An 18552-nucleotide genomic window follows, 5' to 3' on the forward strand; every position below is an offset into this window, starting at 1 on the left:
TTTAGTTCCCGGAATTTTGGGCTGGGTTGGCGTTGGCTTCATTTTCGTCCTGAATATTGACCGCTGTCACCATTTTTTCCAGGTAATCCCACGAGTCCAGGATTTTCCATGTTTGTTCAAGTTCATTTTCCAGGTCGATAAAGCCTTCTTTTTGCATTTCCTTCAGCAAGTCGGTCAGCATCTCCTGGTAATTCTTTCCGGCGACCGTCTTTTTTCGAAGGTTTTGCAACTGTTCCTTCATCGGAAGGTTAATTTCCACCTGGTTCAGGATATCCAGTGGCTTAAAGCGGGCGCCCCGGCACAAGTCTTTCCGAAAGGTGGTAAAGAAGGCCAGGATGTCCAGCCAACGAAGGGCTTTTTCAATTTTACTTTCCACATTGGGATTGCTCTCATTGAACCGGGAAAAATAATAGTAATTATTACCTTCCTCGAGTTGAAATCCGATTTCCCGGAATTTGGGTTCCAAATCGTCAAAATGCTCTTCGAGATAAGTGTACAAATAGCGCTGTTGGTTGTCGACAGCGTTGGAGCAAATGAAGTTTCCTTTGCTCAGTATTTCAAAAATTTCGGAAGTTCGGTTATTCATTTCGTGATTGGTATTAATCGTTGCGCCGTGGCTGTGCGAAACCCGCAGTTGTTACACTTGCCGGATAAATCAAGGCGTATTCCAAATTTTCGTAGGTTCCGGTTTGGTCTGAAAAAGTAAACTCGGACTCGAATAAGGAGGCCAGGCGGCAATACAGTTGAATGCGCTGTTGGGGCGATACTTCGTTGTTGAAGCGGTGCTGCATGGTAAATGAAAACAGGTCCTGACTTTTCCCCAGAAAAATCTGTTTTAAGCTGTTCAGGTTGAACGATTCTTCGATCTGTTCCCGGCTCTCAAAAGCTTCATCGGAGATTGCCCCTGCTTTGTTCTGAGCCAGCAACTTCCGGTTGTTCATTTTATCGCGAACTTTGAAAATCAGCTTTTGCCGTTCTTCATCGCTGCCCAACGATTCGATCGCAAGACGGGTTCGAAAACTTTCAGCCTGGCTGATTGGAATGTCGGCATTTTGGGCCGCCAACTGGTAAAAATTCGTTCGCTCTTTCAGGTAGTGCTTGTCGCGCAATGATTTCAGCAGAAGAACTTTGTCGACAATTTGAACCCTTTTCTCAATGTGGTTGAGATATTCAATAATCTGCTGTTGAACTTCAATCAAGTTGTGCACACTATCATTTAAGGTTAAGCGCAACCGGTGTATGATTAGCTGTAATTCAGCGTCGGTTGCTGTTTTGAAGAAAAGATCGTCCTGAATCATTCGCTCAACAGCCTTGATGACGCCTTCCAGCGCATCACGCTGAGTTCTGATATCGGTTAACTTCTCCTTTTTAATGTCGAAGTTGATTTCCGTTTTATAGGTTTCATCGGTATTGTTGCGGAGCGTTTTTACATTCTGCAGCGTCACCTGATCAATCCGCCGCAAATGTTTTTTGATTTTGGTCAGGTACTGCTCACGTTTTATCGCTTGATTTTCTTTCAGATAGTACGATTGGTTCGCTTTAATTTGATTCAGGTTTTCCTGAATATAAAGCACGTGAACGGTTTCGTCGACCTCCAGAAACTCCTCGAAGAACTCCTGTAGCCGCGATTCCAGACCAACCTGCGACTGGCCTCTGACCAAGAGGTTGTAGGCTGCCAATCGTTCCAGCTTTTCGGTGTCGTGATCGACCAGCGGTAGTATCATTTCCTCCTGAATCGGAAACATCCGCTTATCAAATAAGGCTGCAAACAACTTTTTGTGTTTGTTTAGCTCACCGATCAGTTCCTCAATTTTCTCGAATTTTGCCATCCCAATTTGCTTTCGAAACCAATTCCGAAGCAATCGGCTTTGGTTAGCGATTATAATTAATCGAAGCCCGAAAATAGTGATTTCTTGATTTAATCACAGAAACATTGCTTATTGATTGCAACACAAAGGTGGAAAACCAAATTAAAACAAAGCCAGTTGCATTATTTGTTGCCAGGCGGATCTATTGTGGCAATGCGCTTGGAGCATGAGCCGATCGCGTTGGATGACGGGTGGCTACTTCCCGATACAGAAAATCGTCTCAAAATATACACAGCTGAATGTCAGTCATATAGGCAGCGTCCTATGTTTTGTGAGGGACAAATAGGGGACAGGAAAGTTGGCAATAAAAGTGGAAAGATATTGTAAGGAATGTCAACTTACTAATTTGAATGCTTCTGTTCATGGAGAAAAAATATTTACACTCTGAACTTGCACACTGCATTTTCAGAGTGTAAACTTAAAATATTCATTCCAATAATCGGACTTAAAAAACGGAAATACGGACTAATTTCCTTATTTCATTAATTCCGTTCAACTATTTTTTTGATCCACCTGTTGATTTCGGAGGATTATTTCCTCTTCCTTTGCCAGACGGATTCCCCGTTGTGCTGGGTGCATCTTTAAGACCACTTGATTTTGCCATAATTTGATATTTTAAAGTTTTACGATAAGCAAATGGCTATTGGCTTTTGAGGAATATTTATTCTTCCTTCAAACAAATTTACGATAGAAAAAGGAGGATGTTCCGTCTGCAAGTTTTGAAATTGAAAACCAATTTGCTTGTTGCCTTTATTTTGTGTTTTCAGCCAAATTGAGAATGGGATAGAAACGCAAATTTTAGTGATTTCCCGCTTGTTGCTGGAGCACGCAACAAATGTTGATGGCTTGTTGCGCGTGCCTGCAACAAAATCTCATGAAGATTGCGCGTTGAATGTCAGTGTTTTAAATGTTATTCTTTTAAAATGGTCAAAGTATTCTGTTTGGGTTCATTATCTATGGATACATATGAGCCTGCAACAAATGTTGATGGCTCGTTGCAGGCTTGTTGGTGGCTTATAATAATTTCAGGATGTACTGCACGAAGTGTCTGTCTAAGGGTAAATTTTTAATAATTCATTGTCCAATTCTAAAATTTCATTTTCACACTTCAATTTTTGATTTAGCGCCAATTTCTATTTGTATTGATTTAAAGCGTTTTGATAAACATTCTTTATTTGACAGACCAGTTTGTCCGGACTGACAACTTTTATATTATCTCCCCATGATAAAATTTCCAACATGAAATCGTAGGTGAGAAATAGCCGCAAGCGGATTTTGACTTCCCTTTCGTTGTCTTCCAATACTTCCTGCGATTCGTGCAAAGGCATCGTTTTAATGTATTTGCCTTGATGAAGAGGGAAGGAGAGAACGACTTCTTCCGGTTCGCCTTCATCTGGTGTAATTATTCCGAAGCAATTCTGAAAATAGGCGTCAATAGAGAAGGAGCTTGGCTTCTTAAATTCATTTGTCTTAATTACCAGATTGGAAAGGCGATCCAGCCCCAAGGTTTTGACTTTACAGTCCTCTGTATCTTTTACTACCAAGTACCAACGATTCTTAAATTCTTTGAGTGCATATGCTTCAACAGTTCTTATGGTGGAAAAGTTATCCCAAAATTTCTGATAACTGAACTGAATTTGAACTTCTTCTTTTATGGCTTCTATTATTGGTGCCAATTATTCAGAGCCTTGTGGATGTCGTTTCTCGAAATGCACAATTTGGAAAGTTGCTGTTCCAAGTTTTAGCGCATGAAAGGTATCCAAGGCCTCCAAACGCCGTTTTGTAATGTCCGACTCAGAATCCTCATTAATAAAGTAAACATCACGGCTTGTATCGTAGTCGATGTCCAGCTCGAAGATGGAATTGATGTCTTTTATAATCCGGGAGAACTGACGTTTTGAAACATTAAAGTTCTCATCCTGCCATTCGGACTATTGGCTCAGATAAGCATCAATTTTTTTGAATGAGGCCGGTGATTTACGGAGTCTGTTCAGAATGTGAAAATAGCGAAGGACGGTTTTGCGGTCGGACATGTGTTCTTAGGTTGCTTATATGTAGTTTCCAATTAAAAATCATCGATAAATTGAGAGTCAAATCTAATAAGATCCTCAGTCATAACGTGTCCGAGAGTATTTTTTGTTTAATGTTCCTGATTTTTTCTTTTATATAGCCATAGATAAAACAAAATACATGACTTGCCTGCCAAAATAATCAGGGGTATTATCTACCTACTCATTATTATTTCTGAGCTATATTACAGCTTTCACATTGGGTTAAATAATTTTTTTTGACCTGCGCATATAGGCTGCATTCGTACGGTGAATCTTTGTTCTGTAATCAAACACACCGTGATATGCAGAATAAAGAAATTCAACTCTTTCAACAAGTAGGAATCGCTAAAGCCGGAAACTACAACTATTCAGAAATCGCGAATTCATTCAACAGTACTGGATATACTTCACTGGCTGGCAATACTTACTTCAACTCGATCTGGTTTGTTGAAGGACTTGCTGTCCTGGCCGATATTGGTATTGGTCATACCTGGACCTTTCTGAACGGGCTCAAGATTGTCAATATCCAGGATAAAAAGCTCGTCTTTGACTCTTCCTACCATTGCCGTTATTACAGCAAACACGCTGTCATTTCTACGGTTGTTGAAAAAGTCACAAGTCTTATTTTAGAATCTGCAGCCAAAGGTGGCTTATGTCTGAATCCACTTCATGTAGAGCAAAAAGTGCGTTCGATTATTGTTAATGGCTTTGCCAAAGATCAACGGTATATGCTCAACTATAACACACAAAAATTCTTAAAAGCCTAACAGCATGAATAATAATCTACCAGCAATAAACAATACTAATTCTGACCTCTGCGGTAACTACGGACTTGAGCTACAAGCTTCCTACTTGGCTCCGTCTGGATTTAATTATCAAGCAGGAGTTCGGGAGCTAGACGGACTTATAATTGTTGAAGCAGTAGCCGAAGGTGTTGGCTGCACCTACCTCTGTGGAATCCGCGTTTTGAATAAAGCCGATAACACCTTAGTGGCAGAAATTAATGTCCCAAGGAATGTGCATTATTCTCGTCAAAAATGTGTTGATCTTGTTTCGAAGGAATTGGTTGATTTGTTGGTGAATGCGGCTACAAAAGGTCAGTATTGGATAGACCGCGAAGCTGCTTTGAGAAAAATCAACACGCTGTTGGACAATTGCTATTTCGAACAAAGTCGAAAATCTATTTTGATTTGGGCTGAATCACTAGGAATAATATAAAAGACTAATATATGATGAAGATTGCGACAAAAATTAGTCCTGTTGCAGGATTTGAATATCGATTAATCCTAAATGAGGAGCGGCAGGTGATTGCTATTAATTACTATTTCAAGGGAAATCTCTTGAAGAAGGTTTCCTTAAAAAATAAAATGGCGTCAGTTGACTTCCACCTGGACGACATTGTCTATAGTTTTCTGAAAGATACAGTAGGTCGAGTCTGACTATTAGTATCTCAAATACAACTAACATTTAAATAATCGTATCTGGAATGACAACCATAAAAACTGAAATCGTAGGGCAAGATTACTTAATTAGAAAGGATACAGTGTTCTTTTTTGATATGGACGGAACATTGGTTGATACAGACTATTCGAACAATGTGGCTTATTTGGATGCAATTCAGAAGGTATTAGGTCTAAGCAATATAATCAAGTTGGAGCCACATTTAAGGTTAACAAGAACAGTGATAGCAAAACTGATGCCATATTTGAATCAGTTTGAACTGCAACAGATTATTACCATGAAAGAGGTTTTCTACAAAAACTACTTGTCGCATACGACACTTATTCCAGTGGTTGTTGATCTTCTCAAAAAGTATTATCAAACCCACAGAGTAGTTTTGGTAACTAAAAGTTGTGAGGATCGAACCAATTTGACTCTCAAATACCATGGTTTAGAGAGTTACTTTGAAGAAGTGATTTTTCAAGGGCTCAGCAATCCTACAAAAAATAAGTATGCGTATGCGATAAATAAATTAAAAATTACCCCCGAGAAAATTATCGCTTTTGAAAATGAGCGCTCTGAGATAAACAATGCGATTGTAGCAGGAATACTTTCTACGAATATTTTATCACCTGATGATATTAACCAAAACACTTATGAAGCAGTTTACAATTAAGCCTAATAGTTATCTGATACAGTCTACTGATGGATTTCATCATACTAATTTTTACGGCTGTAAACATCCTGAGAATCCGAATTTCCTATATAAAATAAAAAATGATCCTCACCATAATTGGTCTGAGATTCAGGTCGCATTAGCGAAGCAGCAACTAGAAGCAATTTTAATGCTTGATTTACCTGTAATGCTAAATATTTTGATGCTGAGTTCAATGACTGTGTGTGTCGTTCCTCGAGCAAAAGCAGAAAATGTTTATCGCCCAGACCAACTTTTGTTTCGATCTGCAGTGCAGAATGTTACAAAGAATCTGGGTGGCTTTGAGGATGGAACGAATTATATAGTTAGAAACAGAAATACAAAAACGACTCATCTACGTCTGCCTATTAATGGAATTATAAATGATGGCTCGCTGCCTTATCCTGGAATTACCTGCGATACTTGTTCTATTTCAAATGGTGTATTTGGGAAAGATATCCTCCTTATTGACGATATTTACACCAAAACGGTAAATATCGATGAAGATGCTATTCAAGCACTGCTTAATGCAGGTGCGAATTCAGTTACATTCTATGCAGTTGCTTATACGGTCAGCAAATATTAATTAATCAAATACGATAGTAGATATGGTTTTTTCAGAAAATGCTCTAAATATTTTGACCTTAAAATCCTTTAAAGGAATTGGCCGCGCCTGGATTAATAAAAACATAAAGGGGAATGAAAAGACACGCGTACTAGTTGAATTATTGAATAAGGGCTCTAAAGAAAGTGACGAAATTACGGTAAGTCGTTTTGAGTTTAAAAAGGAACAAATTAAAACAATGATTCTTAAGCTTGATGGCTTTGCTGATGGACTAATTGCACTTGGAGACACCGGGTTCCCTCCATACCGAGGAAAAGTAACGTTGAGCGAACAACCAGTTCTATTGTTCTATCGAGGGGATTTATCTCTTTTAAGCATTGACAACAAAAATGTGGCAGTTATTGGCTTGTTAAATCCGGAAGGTAATATCAAAGAATTAGAGCGGGAGGTAGTCTCCAGATTGGTAACAGAAGGTGCTACCATTGTGAGTGGCTTAGCATTAGGATGCGATACAATAGCACATGAGCAAGCGCTTAGGTCGAATGGAAAGACAATTGCAATTCTTCCTGGCCCTTTAAACAGCATCATGCCTGCCTCAAATAAAGATTTAGCTAATGATATAGTAAAGTGCCAGGGCCTACTGATATCAGAATATTCCACTGAAGCAAAATCGAAGATGGAACTCGGAGGAAGATATCAAGAACGGGATAGGCTGCAAGCTCTTTATAGCGATAGTATAATCTTGACGGCGAGCTATGCGAAAAATAATTTGGGTAATGATAGCGGCTCAAGGCTTGCCATGGAATACGCGAAGAAATATGCGATACCTAGCGCTGTGATTTACGACAAGATCGCTGACGAGAATAATCCTCAATTTGACTTAAATAGAAAGTTGATACAAGAACAAAAAGATATTAGTGTTATTGATCCAAATAACATTGCCCCAAGTGTCAGTGAGATAATTAAGACGAAACCATTGGGTGGGCAGGGGAGATACGTTCAAACGAACCTATTTTGAAAAATCAAAGAACGGGTAATTGAATCTTTGGTTACAAAAGCAATTAAATGCATTTTAACAAACTTGCTAGTTAATAGTTAATTTGCTACTGCATACAAACTGGAGTTGCGTTGAATAAATATGTTGCAAGTGAGTTTTTATAGTTTGGTAGAAATCGAATAAGCATTCGAACCTAGTCATTATAAATTTCTGATGTATTCCAGTGGAATCTTTTCGTAAACAAGGACTTCTGCCTGAAATGCCTCTTTTTCGGATTCACCTAGCATTGAATAATCCTTATTGAAAAGATGAAAGGGCAAATTTTTAAGTAACTCTTTATCATACCTAATAATTGCGTCTGAACGAGATGCATTTTTGTCACAGAATTTTGTGCCAATCAAATCTATTACAGAAGTGTCAATTTCTAGTACAACAGGATCTTTCATTCTCCTTTTTGCTATGACAGTTGATTTCATTGGATGTTCCCTGCAAAATGACAGTCGCACATAATTAGTAGCGTTTTTCATTTTGTCTAATTGCCATGAAAACTGATCTCCACCAGGATAAGCTATTTGCAAGCCTTTGTTATTGCAGTAAGCCCTTGAGAACAGGCCTCCATGATTCTTTATACTTTCAAGATTTTGACTGTCAGTAAAATGATACAATGAATTGATACCGTTTTTCTGTAAAAAAGAGCTCATTAAATCAGATTCAGATTTATAAACAACTCCACTTGTTCGCAAGTGATTTTCATATTCTTCCTGGCTTCGTAGTAGTCTATTAAGTTCATCTTGTTGTTCACTAACCTGAGTGTGTTGGATGATGAAGTTCCGAATAGAAATCTCAATTTCCTTTAAAACAGCGAGGTATTTCGTTAGTTTAGACTGATTTTGGTAGATAGCCAAGTTTTCTACAGCCGAGAACAAATATTTGAAGAACATGATCAACTCACTTAGCTTGTTACTGTATATAGAATCAATCATATCCAATTCAGGACTAAGACTAAGCGTTATGTGCTTCCTTGCATAAGGACCATTCATATCCATGGAAAATAATGCATGTGTTGAATTGCCCACACCTGTTATTTTGTATTTCACATATTTTTTTATGTCTTCATTGTAAAATAGTTCATCGTACTGATCAATTAAATGACTTAGTGATTTACAATCATTCTGCGAAATAGCATTGTCTAAAAGTATTCTAATTTCTGTTAGAATATTAAGAACAAACTCGACGTTTCTAATGACAGATTCTTCTTTCACCATCCTGATTTAAGTATATACAAGCTTAATGCTTCTATTAGGCAATTCAAGAACAAAGCGTTCTACTTCATCGAAATGGTTAAAATGAATATGAAAGAGATAATCTGGATCGTATCCTCTATAGGAATATACATCATCTGCCTTATTAACTAAGCGAGCTTTCTTAGGAGATAAGGTTGGTTCAATGCTAACGATTACATCTTGCCGATCGTCCATGAATACAATATTGATATTTCGCTCTACATCAACCGGTTTAACAGGTAAACGTCCTTCGAATCGTTCGTGATGTACAGAATAAAAGATAGTTGGCTCATTGACTTTATTGTCAATTGCTTCCCCATGATTCTTTTGAAAATAATCTCTTAAGAAGTCCCACATGCCAGCCCATGAAATGTTGCTCATGATTCCAGCAATACCTGTGTTAATTTCATCTTCCCTGTAATGTTCAGGGAAAAGTCTCGCGGCAGCGCTTGTGAATGCTGAAGCAGTTTGGTAATGTACCATGTTTGCTGTAATAACATTGCCAATTTGTGATACATCGTGAACAGTTGCTAAGCGATCTGACGTCTCAATGATATATCTACATGCTTGATTAATTACCTCTGTTTCAACATCACCAAGATTAAGAGATCCGTTTCTATTGATCAGATTTTGAAAACCATTGTGTAATATGAGAAATGCTTTATTTTCAATCATCTTTTTAATTTAAATAATTTTTTATGTGATCTGACGTGTATTCAGCTATTCGAAGAACAGCTATAACAATTGCTGTTGCATCAACAAGGTCCAGGACTTGCCTTGAACTATGTGCACCAATGTTTCCGCTTGATTGCAGTAATCGAAAATACGAAAGCATCCAACTTTTCTCTTTTCGAATCTTGTCCTGTATCATTTGGATACGTTCGTTTAAATTAAGCTCACTTGCATCTTCTTCTGGAAACCAAATGTTCAATAGATTTTCACTGCAAGTTTCTGCCAAGTTCCTGCCAGCAACAGCTATGCTTTTTACAGATGGATTAGGTGAATCGAGGAGATTACTAACCTCGTCTAGATTGTGGCGTAATTGCTCGTGAAATCCTCCAATTTTTTCCTTGAGTTCTTGCTTGCTTGCCTTAAGCAGTTCTACTGATGTGGAGCTTGGCTGCTTTTGTTCATGCCCAAAAAAGGTATCAATTAATTGGTTGAGTTTCGCAGCAGCCTGTAAATTGTATGCAAATACGCGTACCGTTTCCAAACTAGAACTGTTTTGCGCCCACTTAATCACAACGCTGATTAAAGACATCGCTGATTCTTCTATGCTCAGCCCTTGTGCACCTGTGCCGAGCAAAGGGATTGAGATCGATTTTACTCCCAAATAATCAATTACCTCATTCAGTTTCTCAAGGCTTTTAATAGACTTATATAAATCAGTTGAGCGCCCCTCTCTATTCCCAAGTTGACTAATTTCCAGAACCCATAGGCGTTTGTACGACGATGTAGTTGGACTGCCAAAATCAAACAATCGATCACCTAATCGTGTTGCATTTTCGGGCAAGTTGGAGAAGTGAATTCCAAATCGTTCATTGATTCGACCTAATATAGTATTCGGCGTAGGATAAAAATTACCTTGGAATGCCGAGGTGAGTAAGACATCTGAAAATACAGAGGTAATATCTCCACCATAAAACTCTAAGTTTAGGGGTCTGTAGCTACTTCTGGGAATTTCTGTAATGTTAAAAATATGACTTGTTTCCAATTGGATTAGCTTTAAACCTACGAAAGGTTGATTATACTCTCTTTACACTCAATTTGTATTTACTGAAGATGTGTTTTAACTAGTTTTAAATCAACTGTTAATGTTCGTTCCTATCCTCCAAAACTGTCATAATAAAGCCTGAATTCTTCATCAGGGATGTCACCCGTTGCCACAAAACTCGTTTCATTACCTACAACAACAGGAGTTACCACAGCTCCTGATTCTGGTATTATTGCGGCATAGGTTTGTTCTCCCTGGAATTCCATTTTGAAATCAATCACTCGATATTTTCTTCCATATTTGTTTTTCTCCAACACTTTACGAACTCGCTCTAAATTCGCCATTGAAACCTGCGTTTCGAAATCCCAAATTTCAACATCATCAGAAACTCCATACGGCTCAATATAGATATCAACAAATGGCTCATTTGTATTTTGTGTTTCGATACTTATATCTAAAACTTTAAAGCCAAAAATGTTTTTAGATCTATTTATAGTCTGGTGAAATTCATGAAGATTGGCGCCATAGATAGCAATGTTCTCAATATTACCTTCTTGATGTAGCGAAAAAAACATATACTTCACAACACATCGCCGAGTTGTTGGATTCAACAGTGAGATGGAAGAACTACCTCCATCGTCTAAATCATTGAACGATAATTTGAAATTAGGATAAGCATTCCCTGCTGTTAATTGATCGTATAAGTCTTTAACAATAGCAATACTTCTTTTATTAAGTCTAGGGGTATTAAAGTTATTTAAAAACATGGAAATACTATATTAATGTAAGTAAAAAAAAGTTTTATTCATGGTCAGCCTTATTATGCTGCGTTATATCGAATTCTAAGATATAAGTATTTATTTAATGTCATTATAATTTCTTTAGTTATTTATTGGTAGTATTGGTCAATGCACTAAAATTCGGTTGGTTTATTTTAAATCTAATTTGGGGAGTAATAAATAAACATCTCATTTTATCCGTAGCTTATTTTTTCTATAGTCTTACACCTCTTACTTTCCGATCATACAACTCATTAAACCAAAGTTGCTTAAACATGGTATTCGCTCTGTCTTCGGAAAGTTTGTTGTAAAACTCTAGTTTAGTATTGATGAAGTTCAGTAATTCGCTGTCAATTTCTTCATTGAATTTTTCCTGAATGTTATCTTTCGAATTATGCTGATTAAAGAAACTCATCAATTCTTCATTTGAGTAGATGTTTTCTTTCATCCGCTCGAAGTCCACTCGGTCTTCATCGGTCAGGTCGAGGCCGAAAGTCTCGTTTAATACCTTAATGATATTGGTGAGTAAGTCCAGCTCATCTTCGGGGGATTTGCCTCCGCCACCTGGTTTCATTCCTTCCATACTTCCGTCGCCGGACGTCAATTCGAGGTCCGTGGTGTATTTATGCTGGATTTTATAACTGTGCAGTTCCACTTCTCCCAATACATCCAAGGGTAAACTGGATTTGATATAGGGGAGTTTCTTCAATAATGCGGTTAGAAAAACGTAGTACTTTTCTAGCTCAACATCAGTGAAGGTGATGATGCCTCTTAAAAATCGATATAGCTTGACAAAAGACTTGGCATCTGCTTTGAACCCGTTTTGCTGGTCTTCGTCCAACTGCTCTTCATACCTCCGGCAAACCTCGTTTAAAATGGGTTGAAGTTTCTCATAATTGTCACCCTTTCGAAAAAAGATATTGGCGAAGGCATCTATCTCATTTTGATACAATAGATTATATCCTTCGATTTTATTCTGAACATCATAAAGTGCATTGGGGTCAGTTTGGTGCTCTTCGTCCATGTAGTTTTTCCCGTAGAACTGCTGGAAATCTTCCTGCACCATTTCTGGATCGTTCACAAAGTCTAGGACCATCGTAGAGTCTTTACCCCGTGTAGTCCTGTTTAAACGGCTTAGGGTTTGAACGGTACTTGTACCGCCCAATTGTTTATCAACAAACATAGTGTGTAATAGTGGCTCATCGAAACCTGTTTGGTATTTGTTGGCCACAATCAGAATACGGTATTTCGGTAGTTTAAGCGCTTCCGGGATACTTATTTTCCCCTGAAGGTTATTCATGTTTACTTCGGTATAATCCATGCCGGTTTCATCGTCACGAACTGTGCCAGAGAAAGCTACCAGAGTACCATAGGGCAATTTCATTTCACGCATGATGTCGTCGAATTTGCGCTTAAACCGAACGGCGTGGAGGCGGGAACGTGTGACCAACATTGCCCTGGCTTTTCCCTGAATTTCGTTTTGTGTTTGAGAAACAAAATGCTCAATCATAATCCGGGCTTTCTTTTCGATAGCATGGTATTGCAAATCGACATAGGAACCCAGTAAACGGACTGTTTTTTTCTTCTCGTATTCCTTGTCCGGTATTTCGCTGCGCTTTACGATTTTGTAGTAACGCTTAAACGAAGTATAGTTTTTTAGTACATCAAGAATAAAGCCTTCCTTAATGGCTTGTTCCATCGAGTAGATGTCGAATGGTTCTTTAGTTCCATCCTCCTTTACTGTCCCAAATAACTCAATGGTTTTTGGTTTTGGCGTGGCTGTGAAAGCAAAAAAGGAGATGTTTTTTTGGACTCCTTTACTTCTGATTTCTTCTTCTATAATATCCGACAGTGATTTTTCCTCGCTTTCTATTTTTTCAGCCACTTCGAGCGACAGCGCTTTTCGCATATGTCCGGCAGCATCGCCTGATTGCGAGCTGTGTGCCTCATCGATAATTACGGCATAATTTCGATTCGGTAGTTTGGCTATGGTTTCGGAAATTACCGGGAATTTCTGAAGCGTGGTTACAATAATACGTTTACCATCGATAATCGCCTGTTTGAGGTCCTGACTCGTTTTACGTTCATCAATGTATGCCACAACGCCAGGGGTATCGTCCAACTGACGAATATTTTCCTGAATTTGCTTATCCAGTACCCGACGGTCGGTTACAACAATTGTTGAGTCGAATAGCGCTTTATCGTCATTGTAGTTTTGATAAAAGCCAGACAAACGATAAGCCAGCCATGTAATACTGTTTGATTTCCCTGAACCTGCAGAATGTTGCCCCAGATAGCGGCCTCCGATACCCTCCAAACGAACAGCATCCAGCATGCGGTTAACAATGCGCCTCTGGTGGAAACGCGGAAACAGCAATTTAGTAGAGGATTTTTCTTTTAGCGATTTTGTTTTCTCGTCGTAGTATGTTTCTTTATCCGTTTGCAGACTGATAAAGTTCTGAATCAAATCCAACAGGGAATCTTTTCGCAATACATCTTCCCATAGATAGGCGGTGGCAAAACCATTTTCGTTTTTGTTATCCAAGCCCTGGTTAAAGGGAAGGAAGAAAGTCGATTCACCTTTTAACTGAGTTGTCATGAATACCTTTTCGGTGCCCACTGCAAAATGTACCAAGCAACGCTGAAACTCCAGGAATGCTTCTCCCTTGGGATTACGGTCTTTCATGTATTGCTTGATGGCATTGTGATGGTTTTGACCCGTTAAAGCATTCTTTAGTTCCATGGTAACTACCGGAATACCATTGATGAAAAGAACAATATCAATTTCGTTAGTATTTCTGTTCGAGTATTGCAATTGACGAACAATAGCCAGTCGATTCTTTTTGTACCACTCCTCGTGTTCGGGCGTTTTATTGTTGGCGGGTTGAAAATAGACTAAATCCAGCGCCTGCCCACGGTCTTTGATCTTGTGGTGCAGCACATGCAAGGTTTTGTGCATGCTTAAATTACGAGCAACATTACTGACAATCTGGTTGTCTACATTCGCTCCGTATTGTTCTGCGAGTGCTTTGTATTTTTCTGGTTGAGTATCTTTAATGAAGGCTATAATTTCGCTTGGAATTACACACAATTCCTTGTTATACACGGCAGGGGGTAGGGTATGATATTCCTTCACCTCGTTTACCAAGTAGTTTTCAATATGTGCTTCAAAATGTATTTCTTTAATTCCTGTTGCCATAATTACTCCAATCTACAATGCGAATCTATGATCGCCTGGTTGTTGTTAATACTTCCAAACCATCCAAAAAAAACAGTTCATTACAATTTAGTTACGCCAATCCCCATCATTGATAAGTAATGTCCCTGAGGGCTGTTTTCTACGTCAAAAACCCGAGCCAGACAGTACTTGTCGTTTCCATTAATTTTATTTACAAACTGCCATTCTCTTCTGCTTATTGGTAACGCAATTTTATCTGCATCAGCCAGCAAAGTCCTTGTTGACTTTACTTCAATAAAAACTTTCCTCCCGTCTTCTGTTTCTGCTACAATATCATAACCATTGCGTTCATCATTTATATAGTATTGATTTCCTTCATGGTCGGTTATCTCAAAATGAGTTGGAACTTCAGATTTATTAGGCCACACAATGTTTTTATATTGCCCGGATTTCATTAACTGGCCGTAAATATAAGCCTCTCCTTTGTAGCCATTTTCATAGTTTCGTTTTTCCTCCATCTCATTGGCAGGAAGATAGTCGGAAGTGCCGCTCCAACCTTTAACTCTTTCTTCCAACTTCAATAACTCTCTAATGCGGTCTGCATTTAGGTCAGGGAATTCAGAAAGAATTTCATTTGTGCCATTGTCTGTTATTTTTGATTCTAACTCACGAACCTTTTCTTCCAGTTTTTTATTCTCTTCAACTATCGATTCAACATTTCCTTGATGCTCGATAAATTTGTCCATCACTTCAGCAGGGATAGATCTGGCGCGCTGCATTCGTTGGCGTTCTTCCAAGGACCAAAGAACGTTCATCTCGATAGTTTCCTTCTTCTTATAGATCAATTTAAAACACTCTTTTGCAGTGAATCTATTTTTTGGAAACCATTCAATCATCAGTTTCTCTATCGCCTCTATGAAGCCCTTATTTTCCCAATTTGACGGCGTTTTGTAAAGTTCATCAATTCTTTTGTCAATTACGTCAGCAATATCAGCCACAGTTTTTTGGTGAACTGGTTTTATGGCATCGCACAAACTTGATTCAGCAAGAATGTTCCGATAGTCATTTTTTGGATCAACTAGTGTCAGAATATCTTTCAATTCTTCGGGGATTCTTTCGTCAAAAAATAAATCTTTTTGATTCGCAAATGTTCCATTTTGGTTTGGAACGATGCGTCTTTCAGTTGATATCTTAGAATTATATAGAAACTCAAAAACGTCATTGAGAAAAATGATGGTATCACCCTTGTCAAAGCTTTTACCGGACATACAGAGAAAATTCGTTAAACCTGTAATGTTCTCCTTTCCCTCGATATGACTAGTGACGTTAAAAATAACTTTATTTGTCGCTTTTACCCAGATCCCTTCGTTTAAGCAGTCTACGTATTTGACAGAAAAATCCGCACTCCGCTGGTAATAGTATGTCCTGATTATATCCAGTAGACTCCTTTGAGTTTTATACAAAACACTTGCTTCATCCACGGGCAAAAAATGAAGGAGGAAAATCGCAAAACTTAGTCTGTCGCATTTATTAGGAAATTCAAGAGTCTCATCAAATCGTTTGTTTATAATCTCAATTAAAGAATCGATGTTGATCTCAGACGGAAGGGTGATCGCATCAATGCCTTTGTGCAACAGATTCTTTTTTAACTGAATATTGAAGCCTTCAGCTTCTTCCGATTTAAATGCCTCCGGAATATTATTATCTCTCTTCAATGCAGATTTTTTGCAGAAAGCACCGTTTTGGTTCGGGATGATAGCATATTCATCAAGCTCACCTTCTTTTATCTCTTTAATAACAAAGGCAATAAAGTTGTTTATCCACGCAACTTTGTTTTCAATAGAGGCAGGTAACGAATCCAGATTTTTAAGATCTGATACGGCTTTCATCAACTGAGTTATCAGCCATTTGTGCGCCGATCGCCAAGCTTGTTCCAGGATTTCATTGTTTGATGTTTCGTTGAAGGATATTTCAGCAAAAAGGTCCTCTGTGAATTTATAAATCAGCTTCTGTTTTTGAATAAATTCGTCTGAAAATAGCGATGTATCCGCAGGAATTGTGTTGATTAAAGGTTTTAATCGTTTAATTTTCTCTCCGATAGAAACTTCTTTTTCGCCAATGATTTTCTTCGCTTGATCATCGATTATTGCGGCAATCCTATTGGCGTCAATTTTAACCGGCAGACTGATTGAGTTGATATTTGTGTCTAATAATATTGGCTTAATGTCTTCCCCTAATTCTTTCAGTACTTCAACTGAATAGTCAGATAAATCTACTCCTTCCGCAAAAGCTTCGTTATTTAATGAAACAAAGTTGCCATTTCGATTCGGGATTAACTCATATTCTTTTAACAAGCTTTCATCCTTTTCTTTGATAAACAAAAGGAGTTTGTTCAACCACTCGTATTTACCACACGAAAGAGATAGACTGTTCGTATTTTCTTTGTTTGAAACGAATTCACATAAGTCATCGACCTTAAACAAGCCACATTCTTTCCATGCAAACGTAGCCCAGTTATCGGCATCTTCTTTTTGCGGAAGAATTTCAGGAATGAGATCAGCCGCTAGTTCGTAAATAGCATTTTGATCGTCAAGGCTGGAATCTTTGGGGATCATGATGTACGGTTTGTCATTCGTGAATAGTTTCTGAAGGCCATTGTTCGTTTCAACGATTGCATATCGTTTTAAAACTTCACGATATGGGGCAATCATGTTTTCTTCGAACCACTTTTTATTAAAATTTCGTTCAACTTTCGGCGTATTCTTCAGTCCTTTTGCCAATAGATAAAGCTTTTTGTAATTGTTAGAACTAAAGAATCTAACCATTCTTTCAAATAGCTCAACGCTCTGAGATAGCAACAACCGGTTTATGCCTCCTTCCGATATTACTCCTTTGTCAGCCATAATTTCATCACCGATCAAGATCAGGCTTTCTCTCTCTGAATCAGGCTCAAAATCGGGACTGTTCAGATAAAATGGCATGACATGATTTTCGGACCCGACCAAAGGAAGAACACAAAAATGTGATGGTGAATCGCTGTTTTCAACCAGATTGCCCTCGTTGTCTACTTCGATAGCCATGGTTAATCGTGCATATCGTTCTGTTTTGAAACGCGCAGTCAGATACTCGTCATACTTTTTAAAGGAAGTATGAATAAATGTACGAACATATTCGTTTTCGCCTCTAATAATGAAGGTCGTTGAATACAGGCCATCTTCCAATTGGACGAACGGCTGTCGTTCGATTTTGGTAAGCGCTCCATTATTATCTAATTCAACTGATTTAAGTTCTTTGCAAAAAAGCATCGTTTGAGCGATGTTTTCCTCAAAGTTTACCAATCCTAAGTCCAAAGCATTTTCATTTTTTTGTGTCTGAAGGTGGTAAGTATAGCAGGTCCAATCATTTCCCTCGGCAGTGTAAACCATGCTTTTCTTCATCTTATTCACGCCATCGAGCAACTCTTGCTCATCAAGTCCATCGCGATACATGGTTGCTGAGAATCCATTGGTTCTTGTTTTCTCATCGTCAACAAAAACATCACCTTCGATAGATACAACCTTCGATAACGTGTGTGTAGTTAGGAATCCGGTACCAAAGCGCCCGGTACTTTCACTGTTATTTGTTTTGCCGTCACTATACTTGTACAACAATCCCAATAACGCTTTCCCTGTAAACGGGGAGCCGTTGTGTTTAAACTTTACCTCATTGTCGCGAACAACAATCTTTACATCGACGCTGTCTCTGGTAGGATCACCGACGATGCTATCTTTTGCATTTTGAATTAACTCCCAAACCCAACGCTTGCTGTCGTTATCAGTTGGTTCATTCAGTTGGCGTAATCTGTTGCGTACATTGCTGATGTACATTTTATTGAGGAGGTCTTCGAAGGCACCTTGAACTGATGGCGGTTGTTGGATAATTGTTTTGGTCATGAAAGTAATTTTAAATATTTGGGGTGATTTGGTTAAATGAAAATACTTTGA

Annotated in this window: 16 protein-coding genes; 7 read left to right on the plus strand and 9 right to left on the minus strand. The window is 38.4% G+C overall.

What is annotated here, in order from left to right; all coding sequences use genetic code 11:
- Position 1: 1 nt before the first annotated feature.
- Entirely contained in the window at positions 2-586 is a 585-nt protein-coding gene (locus tag C8N47_RS06330) for a condensin complex protein MksE (protein WP_107821694.1), read from the minus strand.
- Between the two features lie 13 nt (positions 587-599).
- On the minus strand, positions 600-1829 hold the full coding sequence (locus C8N47_RS06335) for a hypothetical protein (protein ID WP_107821695.1): 1230 nt from the start codon (positions 1827-1829) through the stop codon (positions 600-602).
- 780 nt (positions 1830-2609) lie between these two features.
- On the opposite strand from C8N47_RS06335, the gene C8N47_RS18660 reads away from it, so the two are divergent.
- Entirely contained in the window at positions 2610-2888 is a 279-nt protein-coding gene (locus tag C8N47_RS18660) for a hypothetical protein (protein ID WP_146161445.1), read from the plus strand.
- Between the two features lie 113 nt (positions 2889-3001).
- Here the strand turns inward: C8N47_RS18660 and C8N47_RS06345 are convergent, their stop codons facing one another.
- Positions 3002-3544, minus strand: a complete 543-nt coding sequence (locus tag C8N47_RS06345) for a helix-turn-helix transcriptional regulator (protein WP_107821697.1) — start codon at positions 3542-3544, stop codon at positions 3002-3004.
- A 677-nt stretch (positions 3545-4221) separates the two neighbouring features.
- On the opposite strand from C8N47_RS06345, the gene C8N47_RS06350 reads away from it, so the two are divergent.
- From C8N47_RS06350 to C8N47_RS06375, 6 genes are read left to right on the plus strand one after another with little or no spacing between them, the layout of a single operon-like run.
- Positions 4222-4686, plus strand: a complete 465-nt coding sequence (locus C8N47_RS06350) for a hypothetical protein (protein ID WP_107821698.1) — start codon at positions 4222-4224, stop codon at positions 4684-4686.
- Positions 4687-4690: 4 nt separating this feature from the next.
- The gene (locus C8N47_RS06355) at positions 4691-5137 is read left to right on the plus strand and encodes a hypothetical protein (RefSeq protein ID WP_107821699.1); all 447 of its coding nucleotides are present in this window, start codon (positions 4691-4693) and stop codon (positions 5135-5137) included.
- Between the two features lie 11 nt (positions 5138-5148).
- Complete coding sequence (locus C8N47_RS06360) at positions 5149-5358, plus strand: hypothetical protein (protein WP_107821700.1); 210 nt, start codon at positions 5149-5151, stop codon at positions 5356-5358.
- A 47-nt stretch (positions 5359-5405) separates the two neighbouring features.
- Positions 5406-6035, plus strand: a complete 630-nt coding sequence (locus C8N47_RS06365) for an HAD family hydrolase (protein WP_107821701.1) — start codon at positions 5406-5408, stop codon at positions 6033-6035.
- Positions 6016-6639, plus strand: a complete 624-nt coding sequence (locus C8N47_RS06370; protein WP_107821702.1) for an amidophosphoribosyltransferase — start codon at positions 6016-6018, stop codon at positions 6637-6639. Before C8N47_RS06365 ends, C8N47_RS06370 begins: the two co-directional genes overlap by 20 nt.
- Positions 6640-6661: 22 nt before the next feature.
- Positions 6662-7636, plus strand: coding sequence for a DNA-processing protein DprA (locus C8N47_RS06375; RefSeq protein WP_107821703.1), 975 nt, complete (start codon positions 6662-6664; stop codon positions 7634-7636).
- A 179-nt stretch (positions 7637-7815) separates the two neighbouring features.
- On the opposite strand, the gene C8N47_RS06380 is transcribed toward C8N47_RS06375, so the two are convergent.
- From C8N47_RS06380 to C8N47_RS06405, 6 genes are all read right to left on the minus strand, one after another.
- The gene (locus C8N47_RS06380; protein WP_107821704.1) at positions 7816-8880 is read right to left on the minus strand and encodes a DarT ssDNA thymidine ADP-ribosyltransferase family protein; all 1065 of its coding nucleotides are present in this window, start codon (positions 8878-8880) and stop codon (positions 7816-7818) included.
- A 6-nt stretch (positions 8881-8886) separates the two neighbouring features.
- Positions 8887-9573: a hypothetical protein gene (locus C8N47_RS06385; protein WP_107821705.1), complete on the minus strand. Its 687-nt coding sequence runs from the start codon at positions 9571-9573 to the stop codon at positions 8887-8889.
- 4 nt (positions 9574-9577) lie between these two features.
- Positions 9578-10612 (minus strand): macro domain-containing protein, encoded by a 1035-nt coding sequence (locus C8N47_RS06390; protein WP_107821706.1) that lies wholly within the window; start codon positions 10610-10612, stop codon positions 9578-9580.
- Between the two features lie 110 nt (positions 10613-10722).
- Entirely contained in the window at positions 10723-11379 is a 657-nt protein-coding gene (locus C8N47_RS06395; protein WP_107821707.1) for a hypothetical protein, read from the minus strand.
- 226 nt (positions 11380-11605) lie between these two features.
- On the minus strand, positions 11606-14590 hold the full coding sequence (locus tag C8N47_RS06400; protein ID WP_107821708.1) for a type I restriction endonuclease subunit R: 2985 nt from the start codon (positions 14588-14590) through the stop codon (positions 11606-11608).
- Between the two features lie 80 nt (positions 14591-14670).
- The gene (locus tag C8N47_RS06405) at positions 14671-18501 is read right to left on the minus strand and encodes a protein NO VEIN domain-containing protein (protein WP_107821709.1); all 3831 of its coding nucleotides are present in this window, start codon (positions 18499-18501) and stop codon (positions 14671-14673) included.
- Between the last annotated feature and the right edge of the window lie 51 nt (positions 18502-18552).

Source organism: Mangrovibacterium marinum, from assembly GCF_003046625.1.
Lineage (GTDB): Bacteria > Bacteroidota > Bacteroidia > Bacteroidales > Prolixibacteraceae > Mangrovibacterium > Mangrovibacterium marinum.